21 protein-coding genes are annotated in these 18,485 nt (G+C 65.9%); 10 read left to right on the forward strand and 11 right to left on the reverse strand.

Annotation, left to right across the window (positions count from 1 at the left end; genetic code table 11):
* Positions 1 to 85 precede the first annotated feature (85 nt).
* The 3 genes from ACRCUN_RS16675 (at position 86) to ACRCUN_RS16685 (ending at position 3,280) form a co-directional block, all read left to right on the forward strand.
* The gene (locus tag ACRCUN_RS16675; protein WP_462142731.1) at positions 86 to 1,915 is read left to right on the forward strand and encodes an NAD(P)-binding domain-containing protein; all 1,830 of its coding nucleotides are present in this window, start codon (positions 86 to 88) and stop codon (positions 1,913 to 1,915) included.
* A 176-nt stretch (positions 1,916 to 2,091) separates the two neighbouring features.
* Positions 2,092 to 2,799, forward strand: coding sequence for a polysaccharide deacetylase family protein (locus ACRCUN_RS16680; protein WP_462142732.1), 708 nt, complete (start codon positions 2,092 to 2,094; stop codon positions 2,797 to 2,799).
* Complete coding sequence (locus ACRCUN_RS16685; protein ID WP_462142733.1) at positions 2,792 to 3,280, forward strand: DNA-deoxyinosine glycosylase; 489 nt, start codon at positions 2,792 to 2,794, stop codon at positions 3,278 to 3,280. The genes ACRCUN_RS16680 and ACRCUN_RS16685 overlap by 8 nt, the downstream gene beginning before the upstream one ends.
* On the opposite strand, the gene ACRCUN_RS16690 is transcribed toward ACRCUN_RS16685, so the two are convergent.
* Positions 3,277 to 3,543 (reverse strand): ribosomal protein L7/L12, encoded by a 267-nt coding sequence (locus ACRCUN_RS16690; RefSeq protein ID WP_462142734.1) that lies wholly within the window; start codon positions 3,541 to 3,543, stop codon positions 3,277 to 3,279. The two genes, ACRCUN_RS16685 and ACRCUN_RS16690, sit on opposite strands and share 4 nt — an antisense overlap.
* A gap of 144 nt (positions 3,544 to 3,687) precedes the next feature.
* On the opposite strand from ACRCUN_RS16690, the gene ACRCUN_RS16695 reads away from it, so the two are divergent.
* Positions 3,688 to 4,170, forward strand: coding sequence for a fascin domain-containing protein (locus tag ACRCUN_RS16695; protein WP_462142735.1), 483 nt, complete (start codon positions 3,688 to 3,690; stop codon positions 4,168 to 4,170).
* Between the two features lie 133 nt (positions 4,171 to 4,303).
* Positions 4,304 to 5,722, forward strand: a complete 1,419-nt coding sequence (locus tag ACRCUN_RS16700; protein ID WP_462142736.1) for an HNH endonuclease signature motif containing protein — start codon at positions 4,304 to 4,306, stop codon at positions 5,720 to 5,722.
* A 6-nt stretch (positions 5,723 to 5,728) separates the two neighbouring features.
* Here the strand turns inward: ACRCUN_RS16700 and ACRCUN_RS16705 are convergent, their stop codons facing one another.
* On the reverse strand, positions 5,729 to 6,550 hold the full coding sequence (locus tag ACRCUN_RS16705; RefSeq protein ID WP_462142737.1) for a DUF6597 domain-containing transcriptional factor: 822 nt from the start codon (positions 6,548 to 6,550) through the stop codon (positions 5,729 to 5,731).
* A 26-nt stretch (positions 6,551 to 6,576) separates the two neighbouring features.
* Here ACRCUN_RS16705 and ACRCUN_RS16710 point away from each other — a divergent pair, with 26 nt between their 5' ends.
* A complete protein-coding gene (locus ACRCUN_RS16710) occupies positions 6,577 to 7,044 on the forward strand; it encodes a VOC family protein (RefSeq protein WP_462142738.1) in 468 nt (155 codons plus the stop codon).
* Here ACRCUN_RS16710 and ACRCUN_RS16715 read toward each other — a convergent pair.
* The 5 genes from ACRCUN_RS16715 to ACRCUN_RS16735 are packed head-to-tail and all read right to left on the reverse strand — an operon-like array spanning position 7,041 to position 10,990.
* A complete protein-coding gene (locus ACRCUN_RS16715; protein WP_462142739.1) occupies positions 7,041 to 7,775 on the reverse strand; it encodes a sulfite exporter TauE/SafE family protein in 735 nt (244 codons plus the stop codon). The two genes, ACRCUN_RS16710 and ACRCUN_RS16715, sit on opposite strands and share 4 nt — an antisense overlap.
* Positions 7,762 to 8,652 (reverse strand): polysaccharide deacetylase family protein, encoded by an 891-nt coding sequence (locus ACRCUN_RS16720; RefSeq protein ID WP_462142740.1) that lies wholly within the window; start codon positions 8,650 to 8,652, stop codon positions 7,762 to 7,764. Before ACRCUN_RS16720 ends, ACRCUN_RS16715 begins: the two co-directional genes overlap by 14 nt.
* A gap of 10 nt (positions 8,653 to 8,662) precedes the next feature.
* Positions 8,663 to 9,358, reverse strand: a complete 696-nt coding sequence (locus ACRCUN_RS16725; protein ID WP_462142741.1) for a fumarylacetoacetate hydrolase family protein — start codon at positions 9,356 to 9,358, stop codon at positions 8,663 to 8,665.
* Positions 9,355 to 10,602 carry an MFS transporter gene (locus ACRCUN_RS16730; RefSeq protein ID WP_462142742.1) on the reverse strand — a complete coding sequence of 416 codons (1,248 nt, stop codon included), beginning with the start codon at positions 10,600 to 10,602 and terminating at the stop codon, positions 9,355 to 9,357. Before ACRCUN_RS16730 ends, ACRCUN_RS16725 begins: the two co-directional genes overlap by 4 nt.
* The gene (locus ACRCUN_RS16735) at positions 10,586 to 10,990 is read right to left on the reverse strand and encodes a RidA family protein (protein ID WP_462142914.1); all 405 of its coding nucleotides are present in this window, start codon (positions 10,988 to 10,990) and stop codon (positions 10,586 to 10,588) included. Before ACRCUN_RS16735 ends, ACRCUN_RS16730 begins: the two co-directional genes overlap by 17 nt.
* A gap of 142 nt (positions 10,991 to 11,132) precedes the next feature.
* Between ACRCUN_RS16735 and ACRCUN_RS16740 the strand changes: the two genes are divergently transcribed.
* From ACRCUN_RS16740 to ACRCUN_RS16750, 3 genes are read left to right on the forward strand one after another with little or no spacing between them, the layout of a single operon-like run.
* Positions 11,133 to 12,152, forward strand: a complete 1,020-nt coding sequence (locus ACRCUN_RS16740; protein WP_462142915.1) for a LacI family DNA-binding transcriptional regulator — start codon at positions 11,133 to 11,135, stop codon at positions 12,150 to 12,152.
* Between the two features lie 29 nt (positions 12,153 to 12,181).
* Positions 12,182 to 12,619 carry an HIT family protein gene (locus tag ACRCUN_RS16745; RefSeq protein ID WP_462142743.1) on the forward strand — a complete coding sequence of 146 codons (438 nt, stop codon included), beginning with the start codon at positions 12,182 to 12,184 and terminating at the stop codon, positions 12,617 to 12,619.
* 4 nt (positions 12,620 to 12,623) lie between these two features.
* Complete coding sequence (locus ACRCUN_RS16750; protein WP_462142744.1) at positions 12,624 to 13,067, forward strand: nitroreductase family deazaflavin-dependent oxidoreductase; 444 nt, start codon at positions 12,624 to 12,626, stop codon at positions 13,065 to 13,067.
* Here the strand turns inward: ACRCUN_RS16750 and ACRCUN_RS16755 are convergent.
* Complete coding sequence (locus ACRCUN_RS16755) at positions 13,064 to 14,113, reverse strand: LLM class flavin-dependent oxidoreductase (RefSeq protein ID WP_462142745.1); 1,050 nt, start codon at positions 14,111 to 14,113, stop codon at positions 13,064 to 13,066. The genes ACRCUN_RS16750 and ACRCUN_RS16755 overlap by 4 nt on opposite strands.
* Positions 14,114 to 14,126: 13 nt before the next feature.
* Positions 14,127 to 14,969, reverse strand: a complete 843-nt coding sequence (locus ACRCUN_RS16760; RefSeq protein ID WP_462142746.1) for a uracil-DNA glycosylase — start codon at positions 14,967 to 14,969, stop codon at positions 14,127 to 14,129.
* Positions 14,970 to 15,039: 70 nt separating this feature from the next.
* Here ACRCUN_RS16760 and tap point away from each other — a divergent pair, with 70 nt between their 5' ends.
* Positions 15,040 to 16,260: a multidrug efflux MFS transporter Tap gene (gene tap, locus ACRCUN_RS16765; RefSeq protein ID WP_462142747.1), complete on the forward strand. Its 1,221-nt coding sequence runs from the start codon at positions 15,040 to 15,042 to the stop codon at positions 16,258 to 16,260.
* Here the strand turns inward: tap and ACRCUN_RS16770 are convergent.
* A complete protein-coding gene (locus ACRCUN_RS16770) occupies positions 16,257 to 16,988 on the reverse strand; it encodes a ParA family protein (protein ID WP_462142748.1) in 732 nt (243 codons plus the stop codon). The genes tap and ACRCUN_RS16770 overlap by 4 nt on opposite strands.
* Positions 16,985 to 18,478, reverse strand: a complete 1,494-nt coding sequence (locus ACRCUN_RS16775) for a CHAD domain-containing protein (RefSeq protein WP_462142749.1) — start codon at positions 18,476 to 18,478, stop codon at positions 16,985 to 16,987. The genes ACRCUN_RS16770 and ACRCUN_RS16775 overlap by 4 nt, the downstream gene beginning before the upstream one ends.
* Positions 18,479 to 18,485: the final 7 nt, after the last annotated feature.

An 18,485-nucleotide genomic window follows, 5' to 3' on the forward strand; every position in this document is an offset into this window, starting at 1 on the left:
CTTGTTTCCGCAAGCAAACAGACGCCTCCCTGCAACCCCGTGCAACCCTTGTCGCAACCTTGCGGCGCGGTGTGCGCTAGGCCACATGACACAGACCACCGTTGCACCGCTGGCCACACTGTCACCGCAAGAGCGGGTCGACGCGTGGCTGGCCGACTTCGAGTCCGCTCTCACCGCACGCGACATCGACCGTGTCGTCGACAAGTTCGCCACCGACAGCTTCTGGCGGGACCTCGTCGCGTTCACCTGGAACATCAAGACGGTCGAGGGGCACGAGGGCATCGGCGACATGCTGACGGCGCGTCTGCACGACACCGACCCGTCGGGCTTTCGGACCAGGGAGACCCCGACCGAGGATTTCGACGGCGACTCCGTCATCACCTCGGCGTTCATCGAGTTCGAGACGGCGGGCGGCCGTGGCAACGGACATCTGCGGCTGCGTGACGACAAGGCCTGGACCCTGCTGACGACGCTGCAGGAACTCAAGGGTCACGAGGAGCGCAAGGGTGCCACCCGGCCGCTGGGCGCCGTGCACGGCTCCGACCCCGACACCCGCTCGTGGGCCGAGAAGCGTCTCGACGAGGAACTGACGCTCGGCTACACCGAGCAGCCTTACATCGTGGTGATCGGCGGCGGCCAGGGCGGGATCGCGCTTGGTGCACGGCTCCGTCAGCTCGGTGTGCCCGCGATCGTCGTCGACAAGCACGAACGGCCCGGCGACCAGTGGCGCAAGCGCTACAAGTCGCTGTGCCTGCATGATCCGGTCTGGTACGACCACCTGCCCTACCTGCCGTTCCCGCAGAACTGGCCGGTGTTCGCGCCGAAAGACAAGATCGGTGACTGGCTGGAGTTCTACACCCGGGTCATGGAGGTGCCGTACTGGAGTTCGACGACGTGCCTGTCCGCGTCGTACGACGAGGCCGAGCAGCGCTGGACGGTCGAGGTGGACCGAAAGGGCGAACGTGTCACGCTGCGGCCGACCCATCTCGTGCTCGCGACGGGCATGTCCGGCAAGCCCAACATCCCGGTGCTGCCAGGGCAGAACGTTTTCCGGGGCGACCAGCACCATTCGAGCCACCATCCGGGTCCCGATCAGTACGTGGGCAAACGCGCCGTGGTGATCGGTTCCAACAACTCCGCACACGACATCTGCAAGGCGCTCTGCGAGAACGACGTAGACGTCACCATGGTGCAACGGTCATCGACACACATCGTCAAGTCGGACTCACTGATGGAAATCGGCCTCGGCGATCTGTACTCCGAGCGCGCGGTGGCCGCCGGAATGACGACCGAGAAGGCAGATCTCACGTTCGCGTCACTGCCCTACCGCATCATGGCCGACTTCCAGCGGCCGATCTACGACGCAATCCGCCAGCGCGACAAGGACTTCTACGCGCGCTTGGAAGCCGCCGGCTTCGATCTCGATTTCGGTGACGACGACTCCGGGCTGTTCATGAAATACCTGCGCCGCGGCTCTGGCTACTACATCGACGTCGGCGCCTCGGACCTGATCGCCGACGGCAGCATCAAACTGGCGCACGGGCAGGTCGACCGGCTCACCGAGGACTCGGTGATCCTGGCCGACGGCACGGAACTGCCCACCGACGTCGTGGTCTACGCGACCGGCTTCGGCTCGATGAACGGCTGGGCCGCCGACCTTATCGGTCAAGACGTGGCCGATAAGGTCGGCAAGGTCTGGGGGCTCGGCTCCGGAACCACCAAGGATCCCGGCCCATGGGAGGGCGAGCAACGCAACATGTGGAAGCCGACCCAACAGGAAAACCTGTGGTTCCACGGCGGCAACCTGCATCAATCACGCCACTACTCACTGTATTTGGCGTTGCAGCTCAAAGCCCGCTACGAAGGGCTGCCGACGCCCGTGTACGGCCTGCAGGAGGTCCATCACCTGAGCTGACGACCACACGACATGGCGCCCCGAACGTGACACCCCCACTCCGTTCGGGGCGCCCGCGTGTGTGGGGTGTGTTTGCGTGTGGTTGCGTTGTGTGCGCCGCCGATTGTCACGCCAGCGTGGCAATCGCAGCCCAGCGCCACTCCAACGTGACAATCGCGCCCAGGTATACAGGCAGGATGCGTCGTTGGTTGTGGGGTGTGGCCCTGGTTCTGGTCGTGATCATCGCGGTGACGGCCGGCGGATATTGGGTTTCGAATGCCCGGACATTCCAGTTGGCTGGCCGACTGGTGGACCGGGTCGACACGACGGACAAGGTGGTGGCGCTGACGCTCGATGACGGCCCAACCGATCTGACGCCCGAGGTGTTGAAGATCCTTGCCGACGCCCATGTACCAGCGACGTTCTATCTCACCGGCCGTGAATTGGAAGCGGCACCAGCGCAGGGCAAGGCAATCGCCGCCGCCGGGCACGAGATCGGTAACCACAGCTATTCGCACCAGCGCATGGTGTTGATGTCGTCGGACACTGTGGCCGACGAAGTCGAGCGCACCGATGCCGCGATCCGGGCCACCGGCTACCAAGGCCCGATCACGTTCCGGCCGCCCTACGGCAAAAAGCTCTGGGCGCTACCGCATTACCTATCCGAGCACGATCGTATTTCGGTGACCTGGGACGTCGAGCCCGATTCGGCGGCCGGGGCCGACGCGGACGCGATCGTGTCGGAGACACTCGACAAGGTTCGGCCCGGGTCGATCATCCTCTTGCACGTCATGTACGGCAGCCGCGAAGCCTCGCGAGCCGCGATTCCCCGCATCGTCGACGAATTGCGCTCCGACGGCTACCGATTCGTCACCGCGTCCGAATTGCTGAAGTCCGGTGGCTGATATTCTGTACGGGCTTTCGCCCATTGCCGACGCGCGATCGCGCGTGCTGATCCTCGGCAACATGCCGAGTGCGATGTCGCTGGCCAGTCAGCAGTACTACGGAAACCCGCGCAACGCGTTCTGGCGGATCACCGCCGAGATCCTCGGATTCGATTACCAAGCGCCATATTTGCAACGTGTCACGGCGTTGCGGGACCACGGCGTCGCCGTCTGGGATGTCCTGCGATCCTGCCGGCGGGTCGGCAGCCTTGACTCGGCGGTCGAGCGGGACAGCATGGTGCCTAATGACTTTGGCGCCTTCTTCGCGACGCATCGCGGGATTACTCGTCTCGTGTTCAACGGCGCCGCAGCCGAGGCGAATTACCGACGCCTCGTGGCCGAACCTCCGATTCCAGCGGTGCGGGTTCCGTCGACGAGCCCAGCTCAGACGATGCGGTATGCGGACAAGCTGGTCGCCTGGCGGGTCGCGCTGAGCCGTTAGGCGAGGCCGTCGACGACGTCCTTGGCTTCCTTGAGCCCCAACCCGGTCTCGTCACGGAGCAACTTGATCGCCGCGATCTTGTTGCCCTGCAGTGCAAGCTGGCGCACCATGTGGCTGGCCACCGCCTCGGTGGACCTTCCGACGGGCGTCGGCGTTACAGGATGACCCGCGGCTAAGACGGCACGTTCGAGCGCGGCGACTCGCCGCTCCAATGCGTCGATACGGCCCTGCAGGTCGCCGTCCGAGCTTCCGAAGAGTCCCATTGAGGAAGTGTGACATGACGCGGCTCCGGCGACGTTCAAATTTCGACGAAACTCAAGTAGTGCACTACTCAATTCCGCAGCGCGTCGCAGCGTTAATGTCGGCCCGACAATGGCATCTGCACAACCGTTTCACAGGAGATTGAAATGACTGGTTCATCACCGGCACTGCAGCCACTGTTCGGCAAGTATGCGATCAAAACCCATCTCAAAGGCACATTTCTCACAGCCGTGGGCGGCGGCGGAAGAATTACCGACGTCATTCACACAGACGCAAAGCAGCCAAACGCTTGGGAATCCTTCACGCTGTGGTCCGACAGCGACACGCACAACTATGCACTACAGACGGCGAGCGGCCACTTCATCACCGCGGTAAATGCGGGCGGAATGATTTCCGACGCCCTACACAGCGATGCAACAAAAATCTTGGGATGGGAGTTATTCAAGCTGGTTGCCCAACAGCAACCGGGTACCTACGCGATCCAGACGCAAAGAGGGTTTTATCTCACAGCCGTGGGCGGTGGCGGGCACGCCAGTGGCGACACAATTCATACCGATGCCCGGAGCCCCCGGGAGTGGGAGTTCTTCTCTATTGTCTCGCTACGCGGCGACGGTCGGATTCCGGTTTAGCGAATTTGCATTCAAGAGGCGCTGCAGTGTGACTCAAGGGCCACTGGCGTCATCAAGTAGCGCGGAACGAAAGCAGCAGCCGCCTCGCCGCAACCGGACGGGCTTGTCAGTACGTCCTGGCATAATCGAACACATGTTCGAAGCGTTCACCGATGCCGACCTGATCGACGGGATGGGCGCGACATCACGGGGTGAATCAGCCCAGATAGCGTGGCGGCTGGAAATGATCGGCGAGCTCGACGCCCGCCGGGCGGTGGAGCTGGCTGAAATGAAGCTCTGGCGCACCGATCCGTTCGAAGCCGTCGCCGCCGAGGTGTCGGCCGCACTCAACATCAGCCGTGCGCGCGCCCGGACCCTCATCCACTACGCGCGCGTGCTGCGCGACAAACTCCCCAAAGTCGCAGCCGTGTTCGCAACCGGCGACATCGATTTCCGGCTTCTGAGCACCCTGATCGCCCGCACTGACCTCGTCGACCCGGCAGTCTGGCCCGACCTCGACGAGGCCATGGCACGCAACGCCCCGAAGTGGATGAAGCTGTCGGAACCCAAACTCAAAGACCGCATAGACGCATGGGTGGCCACGCACGATCCCAACGGCGTGCGCGTCGCCCCCAAGCTCGACGAGGGTCGCCAGGTGATCATCCAGCCCTTCAGTCCCGGTCTGGCCACCATCTGGGCGACGGTCCGTGCGGATGTCGCCGCCGCCATCGACCAACGCCTCGACGCCCTGGTCGACACCGTCTGCGAACACGACCCGCGCACGCGCGACCAACGCCGCTCGGACGCGATGGGACCGATTGCTCACATGCAGGACCAATTGGCCTGCCAATGCGGGCAACCCGACTGCCCCGCCGCCGAACGCCGCGCCGGCGCGGCGGTGATCCATGTGCTGGCCGAACAAGCCACCATCGACGGGACCAGCGATGCGCCCGGCTACCTACCGGGATTCGGCATCCAGCCCGCCGAGGAGGTGCGCGAGCTCGCCAAAACGGCCACGCTCAAACCGCTGAGCGTGCCCGGCGATACGCCAGAACCGGGGTACCGGCCCTCGGTGGCGTTGGCCGAGTTCGTGCGTTTGCGCGATCTGACCTGTCGCTTCCCCGGCTGCGATGCGCCGGCCGTCAAAGCCGATATCGATCACACCACGCCCTACCCCGCCGGGCCGACCCACCCGTCCAACACCAAGCTGTACTGCCGGTCGCACCACTTGCTCAAAACCTTCCACACTGGACCGAACGGCTGGACCGACCGCCAATTGGCCGACGGCACAATCGAGTTCACCGCCCCCACCGGCCACATCTACACCACCGAGCCCCACGGCGCGGCGCTCTTTCCTGCCCTCGGCCGACCCACCGGCGAAGTCGACATCCCCGACACCACACCACCCGATCCCAACCGGGCCATCATGATGCCCACTCGCAAGCACACTCGCGAACACGATCGCCAAACCCGCATCACCGCTGAACGACGCCAACGCGCCGAGATCAACGCCGAACGGCAACGCCAGCACCAAGCCTGGCTCGCCGACAACTACGAACCGCCGCCGTTCTGAGTCGGCTCACGCCCCGTGCCTGGTGGCGTACTCTCCCGGCGTCCAGCCCAACATGGACCGGAAGTCGTTGATGAAATGCGCCTGGTCATACCAGCCCAGACGCACTGCCAAGTCGGCGAAGTCGACATCGGGGCTGCTTTCGATCTCCAAAGCCGCCTGCTGCAACCGATATCGGCACAGCACCCACTTAACCGGCACCCCGACGTAGCGGCGGAACACTCGCTGCGTGGTACGAACGCTCCACGGCGAATGGTCCATGACCTGCTCGACGCGATGCAGGGTGCCGTCGTCGCGCATGCGCTCGATCAACGGGGTCAAGGAATGAAACACCTCATCCGCCGGTCCGGAGTAGGCTCCGATCGCGGCGTCAAGCCGCGCTCCGGCTGTGGTCATATCCTCACCGAGAAGGACTGGTGCCCCGAATAATTCGTCGTCGACGGGCACGACGAGTCCGGTGATCATACCCGCGTCCCTACCGAACCGGGCCGTGTATCCGCCCGGAAGAAACCGGGCGCCGACGACGGAGCCGCGCTGGCTGATGGTGGTTCGGAAGACTCGTTGCACCACGCCGTGCACAAGTGTGTTCGGCAGCGGATGGCCGTGGCGGGCGTCGTCATCGCCCCACTCGCGGGTGAGGTGCACCGATGGGAAGGTGATGACGGTGCTGTCGAACGGCCCGTCCTCGCGACGGTCCCAACTGACCGACCAGAAATGCTCGACAAACCGGGCACTGTCCTCCGACGGCAGCCAGCGGTGCAGGTCGAACGCCGACGTGCTGCCCGCGCGGCCCACCACACCGCGCACTGGCGCGTTTTTCCAAGCGGCCACGACAACCAGGCTACGAAACTGGCCACATGAGCGTTAAACCGATTCCGGAGGGCTACACGAGCCTGACCCCATTCATCTGCGTCGACGGGGCCGCCGCGGCCATCGAGTTCTACGAGCGGGTGTTCGGCGCGAAGGTCGTCGAGCGGATGGACGGTCCCGACGGCACGGTCGCGCACGCCGAACTGGACTTCGGCGCGGGCCGACTGCAGCTCGGCGACCCCCAGGAGGCATACCAGATCGCCGCACCCGCTCCGGGTGCCGCAGCGACACACTCGATCGGCCTGTACTGCCCCGACGTCGACGACGTCGTCGCGCGGGCCGAACAGGCGGGTGCCACCGTCCGCGAGCCGGCCCAGACCTTCGTCACCGGTGACCGTTTCGCGTCGATCCTCGATCCGTTCGGCCAGCGCTGGACCGTGATGACCAGAGTCGAAGATCTGTCAGCCGAGGAGCGGGAACGCCGGGTGGCCGAATGGGCGTCCTCGAACGCTTAGCCCCTGAGCAAGAACACGACGGCTGCCGTCGCGCCGAATGCCGCCACACCGATCCGGAAGACGTTCGGCGAGATGTGTCGCACCAACCGGATGCCGAGCGGAGTACCGACGGCGGACCCGGCAGCGAGGATCAGCGCGGTCTTCCAGTCGATGGCCGACGTCGCCAGGAAGAAGACCCCCGCCACCAGGCTGACGAGACCCTGCATGACGTTCTTGATCGCGTTCTGTTCGGGTACCGAGGTGTCGAGGCACAGGCCCACCACCGCCAGCAACAGAATCCCTTGCGCCGCACTGAAAAAGCCGCCGTACACGCTGACCGCGAATACGCACGGATAAAGCCACCCGCCATTTCGGGTGCGGCGTAGCCGTTTCACCAGCACAGGTTGGGCGGCCACCAGAACCGCAGCGGCACCGATCAGGTAGGGCACGGCGGCGTGGAACAGGTCCGGCGGGGCGACCCGCAGCAACCCCGCGCCGCATACCGCCCCCAGGACACCGATCGGCAGTAGCCACACCAAGCCGGCGATGTCGCGAAGCACGCGGCGGTCGGTCCAGGCGGCGAGCATCATTCCGGGTGCGAGGCCGACGGTGTTGAGCATGTTCGCGCCGACGGGTGGCAGCCCGGCCGCCACGAGGGCGGGGAAAGTGACGAGCGACCCTGACCCGGCCGCTGCGTTGACGGCACCGGCCACCACCGCAGCGGCCACCACGACAAGGTCAGCTGCCTGCATGCGACACAGGTCTGCGGCTCTCGAGGTGCCAGTCGAGGATCTGCTCGCCGGTCCAGAACACCACGTCGTCACGACGGCGCATGTACGCGAGTGCATCGGCGAAATACTTGGCGCGGTGCGGAACTCCCATGATGTACGGGTGCACCACGAGGGCCATCACCCGTGCCGAGTCCGCACTGTCGGCGTAGAGCTGATCGAATTGATCGATGGCCCGTTGGTAGTATTCCTGCGCGGGATGATGCTGGATAAGCATCATCGCGACGTCGTTGCACTCCTGCGTGTATGGGATGTTGACGATCGGACCGCGCTCGGTGCGCAGTTCGACCGGCTGGTCATCGAGCACCCAGTCGCACACGTAGCTATATCCGGCATCGACGAGAAGTTCTGGTGTTTCCCAGGTTTCGGTGAGACCGGGGCCGAGCCAACCGCGCGGCGGGCGGCCCCACGCGCGTTCGATGGCCTGCGTCGTGAGCTGGATGTCGAGGCGCTCGTCAGTCACCTTCTGCATGTTCTTCTGCGTGTAGCCGTGGCCGATCGGTTCCCACTTGCGTGCGATCGCGGCCTGTGTGATCTCGGGATAACTCGCGATGGCGCTGCCGTTGATCGCCAGTGCCGCGGGGACCTCGTGCGCGTCGATCGCCTGCAGCAGGCGCCAGAACCCCACCCGGTTGCCGTACTCGTGCCACGCCCAGTTGGGCACATCCGGCGTCGGCGTGCCCCCGGCCGGCGGGGTCAGGACCGTGCGGGGCATCGGTTCGAGCGGCGACCATTCCTCGACGTTGACGATGATCCACACGGCGAGCCGGGCCTCGCCGGGCAGTTGACGGCGTGGCCGTTCGGTAATGGCGCTGTAGTCGATTCGTTCGTTGGGCAACATGCCGTACTCCTCAGACAATCGTGATGGTCAGGTCATGCAGGCCGGTGATCGCGGCCCGCACGCGGTCCCCTGGTACCAGCGGGCCGACACCGGCGGGGGTGCCGGTGTAGATCAGATCGCCGTATTCGAGCCGGTACTGAGCGGATAAGTTCGACACGATTTCCGGTACCTTCCAGATCATTTGGGCGAACCGGCAGTGCTGGCGCAACTCGCCGTTGACCCACAGCGACAGTTCGCCGTCGGACACCGGCGGGACCGTCAGATCGGCCAGTCTGGTCACGGTCCCCACCGGCGCCGACTGATCGAACGACTTGCCGGCCTCCCATGGCCGCCCGGCACGGGCGAGTTCGCGTTGGAGATCGCGGCGGGTGAGATCTATGCCCACCGCGAACCCGAAGATGTGGTCGACTGACGCCTCCACTGGAATGTCTTGTCCGCCTTCGCCGATCACGATCACAAGCTCACCTTCGTATTGAAAGTCACTCGTGGCGGACGGGTAGCTCACCGCCGCGCCGTCGCCGACAACGGCGTCGGTCGGTTTCTGGAAGAAGAACGGTGCGTCCCGTTCATCCCCCTCTTTCATCTCGCGGATGTGGTCGACGTAATTTCTTCCGACACAATAGATCCGACGCACCGGCACCGGTGAGCGCTGCCCGGCCACGGGAATCTGTACGGGATGGCTGGTCGGAGCTGCGGGAAGGGTCATGTCGTGGCTTCCTGTGGTTGGTGGACGAAAGCGGAATCGGCAGGGCGGCTGAATTCTTGAGGCCGCAGCAGGAGGGCGAGCGCCGCGCCGATCAGCGACAGCGCGGCGAGCTGGATGAGGCCGGCGCCCTGCCAGCCGGTGACCCCGACCAGCACGCTGAACACGTAACCCGCGAGGCCTGCCGGTACGTAAACGGCGGAGACGAACAGCCCGGCCGCCCGGCTGGCATGTCGTACGTCCACAGATTTCACCAGGCAGCCGGCGAGGATGACGTAGCTGCCCGCACTCGCGAACAGGCCGAACAAGAACGCCCAGACGGCATGCCACCACAGCTGATCCGGACCGACGAACAGCGCGACAGCGGCGGTGGCGACGAGCGTCTGCGCGCCGCCGATCGCGAGCCTGGGATCGATGCGGTCGACGAGATGACCGCCGACGATTGAGGCAAACGCCGCCAGGCCGGACAATCCGACGACAAGGCCAGCCGCGCCGGTGGTGTAGGCGAGCTGGTCTCGTAAGTAGCTGGCGTACATGCCGATGAAGCCGAAGTCCGCCAGCCCGAAAAGGATGGTGATGACCATGAGCACCATCGGGTTTCGGCTCAGCAGCCGCGTCGCGCCGCCGACCTGCGTGGCGGCCGCGCCGACGGCGGTGACCGCCTCGCTGAACCAGGGCCGGACGGCGACGACCACCAAGGCCGCCAGGGCCAGACCGATGAGGCCGAAGGCGATCATCGGCGCACGCCACGTCTCGTAGTGCGACACCAAGGCGCTGCCGAGCGTGGGCCCGATCAACGAGCCCATCGCGAAGGCCATGTTGACGCAGCCGACGGCAGCACCCCGATGCCGGGTGAATGCACTTGCCGCGATGGCGAATATCGCCGTCAGCTGCAGTGCTTCACCGACGCCGGACAGCACGCGCCACACCGACATGTCGACAAAGCCCACCGATACGACGGTCAGTAGCGTCGCCGCGGAGAAGACGACCGTGCCGAGCACCACGACGTCCTTCCGGCGCATCTTCTCGACAAGTAGTCCGGCCGGGATGCCGGTGAGCCCCATGCCGAGCGCGAAGAGCGTGGACTGCAATCCCGCCTCGCCCAGGGTGAACCCGTACTCAGCGCGAACGTCGAGCAACAGGACCGGGAAAACCATGCGGTCCATGGCGTTCACGGTGTACGCGGCCAGCAGCGCTGCGAACATCGCGACGGCCCAACGTGTTCCGGTTCTAGGCGATGACGGCATGTGCGCTGATCTCAATCTTCAACTGGGAGCCGACCAGGCGGTCGACGCCGATGTGGGTCCGGCACGGGCGGTGGTCGCCGAAAAACTCCATATACGCCTCGTTGACCGCGTCCTGCGCGTCCATGTCGGTGTTGTAGATCGTCACCTCGACGATGTCGGTGACAGTGCCACCGGCGGCCGCCAGCGCGATCTTCAGGTTCTTCAGACAGGCCCGGGTCTGATCGGCGATGCCATCGGGCACGCGCAGCTCGTCCTCGTCGTGCGGGTGCTTGTGCACCAGCGGAAAGGCGGTGGCGCCGGACAGCCAGATGTGGCGCCCACCGCTGGTGACGATGGCCGGCATGAACGGCATTTCGGCCGGGTCCGCTCCCGCGGTGATGAATTCCATGGCTTTCACAACCTCCTTGTGCAATCGATTGCAGGAATCGTAAGGCGGGTCACACAGCACGTCAATAGGGGTTGATGCTTGAACCTCGGGCAGTGAAATGCCACGATCTATGCAATCGAAAGCCAAGGAGGGGCAGGTGACGATGACGCCGAACGTGACGATGCAGGATGTGGCACGCGCCGCAGGCGTCCACACCGGCACCGTGTCGCGCGCACTCAACGAGGCGACGAGGGACCGCGTCAGCGCAGACACCCTTCGCCGCATCGACAAGGCCGTACGCGAGCTCGGCTATGTCCCCAATCCCATCGCGCGCAGCCTCCGGACGGCGACGTCGAACACCGTCGGTGTGGTCATCCCCGACCTCACCAACCCACTGTTTCCGCCGATGATCCGCGGCATCCAATCCGTGCTCGACAGCCGAGGATTCAGCCCGCTCATCGTCAGCACCGATTACGACCCCCAACGCGAAGCCGCGGCCATCTCGGCGCTTCTGGCCAGGCAGGTCGACGGCCTCATCGTCGCGACGGCACGGTTGAACGACCCTACGTTCGAGCGGCTCGCCGATCAGGGCACCAGGATCGTGATGATCAACCGGCGCCTGGGCGGACGAGATCTCGACTCCGTGACGGCCGACGACGAAACCGGAATGGGCTTGGTCATAAGCCATCTCGCCGAATTGGGCCACGAGCGCATCCTCTGCCTGGCCGGCCCACAAGACACCTCCACCGGTGTGGCGAGGTTGCGCGGATTTCGCTCCGCGGTCGAATCGCACGGGCTGGACCGGGATCAGAAGTTGATTCGGATCTGTGAATCGTGGACGACCGAACAGGGCGCCATCCAACTCGCGTCGGCACTCGACGAGAACATCCCGTTCACCGCCGTCGTCGCGGCAACCGATCTGATCGCACTCGGCTGTTACGACGCCATGGCCGAACGCGGCCTGTCCTGCCCGGCCGACCTCAGCGTGGCCGGTTACAACGACATGCCGTTGATGGACCGGTTGGCTCCACCGCTGACCAGCGTCGCCGTTCCGCAATTCGACATCGGGCGGGAGGGTGCCCGGCTGTTCGTCGCGGGCATGGACGACAGCGAGCGCCTGCCCCGGACCATCCTGCTGCCGGTGTCACTGAGCGTTCGAGGTTCGACCGCTTCACCGACTTGATCGCCGACGTCAACGGCTAACGTGGCGGAATGTCATGTGTGTTCTGCGCCATCGTGTCCGGTGAGGCACCCGCGATCCGGGTGTACGAAGACGACGACTACCTGGGGATCCTCGACATCAGGCCGTTCACGCGTGGCCACACCCTGGTGATTCCGAAGCAGCACACGGTCGATCTGACCGACACGCCCGCGGCCACCGTCGCCGACATGGCCGCGATCGGCCAGCGCATCGCCCGCGCGGCCCGGAGTTCGGGTCTGCATGCCGACGGCAACAACATCGTGATCAACGACGGCAAATCCGCGTTCCAGAGCGTGTTCCACATCCACCTGCACGTGGTGCCGCGGCGCGCCGGTGACAAGTTCTCATTCGCGAAGGGCATGGTGCTGCGGCGCGACCCCGACCGCGAAGAGTCCGGACGCCTGCTACGTGCGGCGCTGGCACAACTCGACAGCGCCGAGCAGGATTGAGCCCATGAGCCTTCGGTCCCAGGTCGAGCTCGTCGGCCTCCGGTTATTGCACATCCACGATCTGATCTATCAGAAGACCGGCGGGCGCATCGGGCATCGGATGCCCGGGGTGCCGCCGAGTCTGCTGTTGCACACGACGGGCGCCAAGACCGGCCAGGCGCGCATCAACACGCTGAGTTACGCTCGCGATGGCGAGAACTACCTCGTCGTGGCGTCGATGGGCGGCGCGCCCCGTTCACCGGGCTGGTATCACAACCTCAAAGCTAATCCCAATATCGAAATCAATGTGGGCACAAAGCGTTTGAAGGTTACGGCGAACCCGATCCTGCCGGACGATCCGGATTACGCACGGCTATGGAGAATCGTCAACGAGAACAACTCCCACCGCTATGAGGCGTATCAGAAGAAGACCTCGCGGCCGATCCCGATCGTGGTGCTGACGCCTTAGAACAGCTCTTTGGCCAACAGCTCGAGCGTGGTGTCGCGCGCGGTCGCGGTGGCCGGGTCGGCACCGCGCCGAGCCGACGCGACGGGGTTGACCATGACCTCGTCGACCCCGAACTCCTCGGCCAAAGCCCGCACCTGATCGGCGGCCTCGGTCGGCGAACCGACGACTGCCCGTTGCAGACCGGCCTGCACGACGGCCTGCGCCTGCGGTGTCATGGTGGTCGCCTCGGCGTCCTCGACGAGGTCGAGCGCGCCGAGCGGTTGCCCGGTGCGCAGCCGGCCCATCATTTGCAACTGCGGCAGCAGTAGCGCCTTGGCCTCCTCGCTGGTTTCGGCCACGACCGCGTTGACGGTAAGGAACGTGACGGGCTCGGACGCCAGGTCGCTCGGCTGAAACTCGTCGCGGTACACGGCCAGCGCCTCGGCTGTGCCGTGCCCCGAGAAGTGGTGGGCGAACACGTACGGCAGGCCCTTGGCCGCCGCGAGGTGGGCGGAGTACATCGACGACCCGAGCAGCCACAGCCGCGGTTCGGTGACCGCGACCGGAGTCGCCTTGAGCACGTAGTTCTCCCGCAGCAGGTCACGCGGCAGCGGCACCCGAACACCACGCGCGCTCATGAGCGCGCGAACATCGTCGAGATACTGCGGGAACGCCTCGATATCGCGATCGTCACGGCCTGCGGCCCCGCGCAGCGCCAGCGAGGTAACCGGGTCCGAACCCGGTGCCCGCCCGATGCCGAGGTCGATGCGCCCCGGATGCGCGGCCTCGAGCAGCGCGAACTGTTCGGCCACCGCCAGCGGCGCGTGGTTGGGCAGCATCACACCACCGGAACCGAGCCGCAGCTGGTCGGTGTGCGCGGCCAGATGCGCGATCACGACGGGCGGGCTGGTGGCCGCTACCGCGGGCATGTTGTGGTGTTCGGCGATCCAGTACCGGGTGTATCCGAGCCGGTCAGCGGTCTGCGCGAGGTGTGTCGTGGCGGTCAGGGCGTCGGCGGTGGTCTGGTCGGTACGTACCGGGACGAGGTCGAGGACAGAAAGCCGCATGACAGCGTCAACGTCATCGCCCGCCGGGTTCGTTCCCGAGGCTGCCGAGCGATTTGGCCGTGGTGAAGATGTCGTCGAGCATCGCCTCGGTGAGCCGGCCGGTGAAGGTGTTCTGCTGGCTGGGGTGGTAGCAACCCAGCAGCGTGACCTCGCCATGGGCCGTGGTCAATGTCGCTGTGGCCCCATGACCGAATTTGGGCGCGGGCTTCGGGCGGTCGGCGATCAGGTCCAGCGCGGCCCGCCATGCGAAGGTTCCGAGCGCGATGACGACCGCCACCGATTGCCCGACGAGACGCCATTCGGCCGCCATCCATGGCGCGCACGTGGTGCGCTCGGCCGGGTTGGGCGCATTGGCCGGCGGGGCGCAGCGCACCGCGGCCGCCATCCGGGTGCCGATCAACTGCATTCCGTCGGCGGCGTCGACGCACAACGCCTGGTTCGCGAGCCCCGCCCGGTGCAGCGCGGCGAACAGGAAGTCACCGGACCGGTCGCCGGTGAAGACGCGTCCGGTGCGGTTGGCACCGTGCGCGGCCGGGGCAAGGCCGACGATCATGATGCGGGGCGCCTCGGCGCCGAAGCCGGGCGCCGGCCGACCCCAGTACGGCTGGTCGGCGAAGGACTTGCGCTTGGCCACCGCGACCTCTTCGCGCCAGCCGACCAGTCGCGGGCAGGCCCGGCACACCGAGACCAGGGCATCGAGTTCGTCGACCGTGCTCACCTTGGCGGCCAGGCGCCGCACCTGGGCGGCGGTCTTCGCCTGCGGCGTGGCTGGGCTCGCCGGGTCACCTGGCCAGCCGCTGCCGGGCGGAACCGGCGAGGTGAACAAGTCCCCGGTCCGGGGGTGAGCCAGCTGCATCCGGTCCACTCTGCCCGAAAATCCGTCGCAAGACGCGTAGGTGCGCTGTTAGATTCGGCCGCGATACCCCATGACCAACACCAAACGCGGCCCACTGATGCTGATTCTGTTCGCCGCGTTGATGGCAGGCGCCGGAAACGGTATCTCGATCGTCGCCTTTCCCTGGTTGGTGTTGCAGCGCAACGGATCCGCGCTCGACGCCTCGATCGTCGCGATGGCGGGCACGCTGCCGCTGCTCGTCGCGACCGTGATCGCCGGCGCCGCAGTCGACTATCTGGGCCGCCGACGCGTGTCGATGATCTCGGACCTGCTCTCGGCGCTGTCGGTGGTCGCCGTGCCGGTGTTGGCCCTCACGTTCGGCGTCGACGCGGTCAACGTCGCGGTGCTTGCGGTCTTGGCCGCGCTCGGGGCGTTCTTCGATCCGGCCGGGATGACAGCGCGCGAGACCATGCTCCCGGAAGCCGCCGGACGCGCGGGCTGGACCCTCGACCACGCCAACAGCGTGTACGAGGCGGTGTTCAACCTCGCCTACATCGTCGGGCCCGGAATCGGTGGCCTGCTGATCGCCACGGTCGGCGGGATCAACACCATGTGGGTGACCGCACTCGCGTTCCTGTTCTCGATTGCGGCGATCTCGGTGCTGCGACTGGAAGGCGCCGGTAAGCCCGATCGCACCGAACTGCCAGAGGGCGTGTGGTCGGGCATCGTCGAGGGCCTGCAATTCGTCTGGCGCACACCGGTGCTGCGCACGCTGGCGATCGTCGATCTGGTGGCGACCGGACTGTACATGCCCATGGAGAGCGTGCTGTTCCCGAAGTACTTCACCGACCGCGACGAGCCGCAGGAACTGGGCTGGGTGCTGATGGCGCTCAGCATCGGCGGCCTGCTGGGCGCGCTCGGCTACGCGGTGATGAGCAAGTACATGAGCCGGCGCGCGACGATGCTGACGGCACTGCTGACCTTGGGCGTGGCGATGACGGTCATCGCGTTCCTGCCGCCGCTGCCCCTGATCCTGTTGCTGTGCGCGGTGGTCGGTTTCGTGTACGGACCGATCGCCCCGATCTACAACTACGTGATGCAGACCAAGGCGCCGAAGCACTTGCGAGGGCGCGTCGTCGGCGTGATGGGCTCACTGGCCTACGCCGCGGGCCCGCTCGGTCTGATCGTGGCGGGCCCGCTCGCCGACTCGGTCGGTCTGCACGCGACGTTCCTCGCGCTGTCGCTGCCCATGCTGCTGCTCGGCCTGGTCGCCGTCGGGCTGCCCGCCCTGCGTCAGCTCGACCGGAACTAGCGGATCTCTTTCCAGAGTGCTTCGTACTGCTGGGCAGCCGAGCTCTGCGGCGCGAAAGCGGTGACCGGTGCCCGCTTTTCGGCCATCTGCTCGATGACCGAAAGCGCCGGGATATCGGTGCTCAGGATCCCCTGGCGCTCCTGCGACAGTTGCGCGACGACATCGCGGTGGAGCTTCTTGCGCCGGTCCACCATCGAGAAGAACGCCTTGACTGCCGGCTGCCTGCCGTCGAAATCGCCGACGAAGTCGACCAATTGGTCGAATGTACGCACCGACAGCGTCGCCGGGATCATCGGTACGAGCAGGGTGTCCACCGCGTGCAGGACGTTCTCGGACACCAGCGAGATGCTCGGCGGGCAGTCGAGGAACACGACGTCGTACTCGTCTTCGAGTGGGGCGAGCAATTGCCGGATCCGGCGCGTCGGCCGCTTGGCGCTGTCCAATTGCACGTCCATGTTGCGGTATGTGAAATCCGCGGGCACGAGGTCGAGCAGATCGAAATCGGTTGCCTTGATGGCCTCGTCGAGAGTTCTCGTCCCCCGCACCAGCGCCTTGCTGCCGCCCTTGACCTTCGGCCGGATCCGGAACAGATACGTCGCCGCACCCTGCGGATCGAGATCCCACAGCAGCGTGCGGTTACCGTCGCGCCCCGAAAGGTGCGCCAGGTTCACCGCCGCCGAAGTCTTGCCGACGCCGCCCTTGATGTTGTAGGTCGCGTAGATTTTCACCGGCGGATCAGCGCTTTCACTCGGTCCCTGTTCTCTTTTGCCAGGAATGGCTGCAGCCGGCCCACCAAGGCCGACCGCGCGCGCAGTTGGTGCGCATCGAGCTGAGCGGCCAACTCGCCCATCGCCAGTACGGTGGCCGGGGGCGCCGAGCCTTCGTCCATCATGGCGGCCGCGAATTCGCGGACCGCCTCGCGCTGCACCTCGCCGTCCTGGAAATCCCCGAGGGTGTCCTGCAGCGCCTTGAGCTCTTTCACGAGCCGGCGATGCGGCTCCTCGGCGTGCAGCGGCCGGAAAACCTCAAGCAGGTATCGCAGCTCCTTGCACCTCTTGCGCAACGAATGCACGTCGTCGCTCGGCGATTCGGCCGTGATGGCCTCGCCGCGCTTGGCGACTTTCCGAAACACCCTGCCGACGCGTTCGCGTGCCAGGTCCGAAACGGTCTGGCCGGAAGTCGTTTCCTCGGCCACCCGGGCCAACTCGGCTCGCCAGTCCTGCATGAGCCGCTCGAACCGGCGGGAACGCAGCCCCCGCACGAGGATTCGCCGCTCGGCCGTGCGGTGCTTACGCAAGAACGATTGGAACGGCGCGAGATCTGCCGGATCGGCCGAGGTGAGTCCCGCCGCCATCCCGTCGAAGTCGTACAGGTAGACGTCGAGATCACGCACTGGCGTGGTGAGATCACCCAACCACTTGAACTCGGGCCCGAACCGTTCCGCCAAACCGTCGGGAAGCACATCGCCGACGAGCTTGAGGATCGAACGCGTGCGCCGCACGGCGACCCGCAGGTCGTGCAGGAATTCGATGTCGATGGCCGCTATGGTGCCGTCGACGTTGTCGGCGATCGCGTCGGCGAAGCGTTGCAGGACTGCCGCAACCGCCACTGCGGCGGGAGTTTCGGGCGTGAACTGTTCGGCCCGGCCCTGCGGTTTGCGCTCGGCGTGGGCCAGCGCGTCGTCGTACGACGTCGACTGCGCGGGCGTGAGACCGTCGACAGCCGACAGCCCCGCGGCGATGCGCTCACCGTCGCTGTCGTAACCGCGTAACGGCATCACCTGAAGCCAGCCCACGCCGTTGTCGCTGTGTTCGATCAGCAGCCGTGCAACCGTCTTCTCGTCGGAATTGAGCACGCGGCATTCCTGCACGGTCCCCTGCACCGCGACCACCGGTATCAACGCTCGGGGCTCGATGATCGGCGACAACACCTCACGCAGTCGCCCGGCGGGCAGGTTCTCGGCCATCGCGGGCCACTTCGGTGCCACCGGACATTGCAGTTGCGTGCCATCCGGTAGTTGAGCGGTCAGCGGACGATCGTCGACGAACCGCAGCGAGATACCCGCATCGTGCAATCGCCAGTCGAACGTGTCGATCCACGTGCGCGAGACCGCCCTGGCGGGTTCGGCGTTGAGCGTGTACTTCGGCTGCAGTGCCTCGGCGACAGCATCGATTGTGACCGCGCCCTGTGTGCTGAAGGCGCGGGAGATCGTGACCATAGGGCAG

It is taken from the genome of Mycobacterium venezuelense (assembly GCF_054919535.1).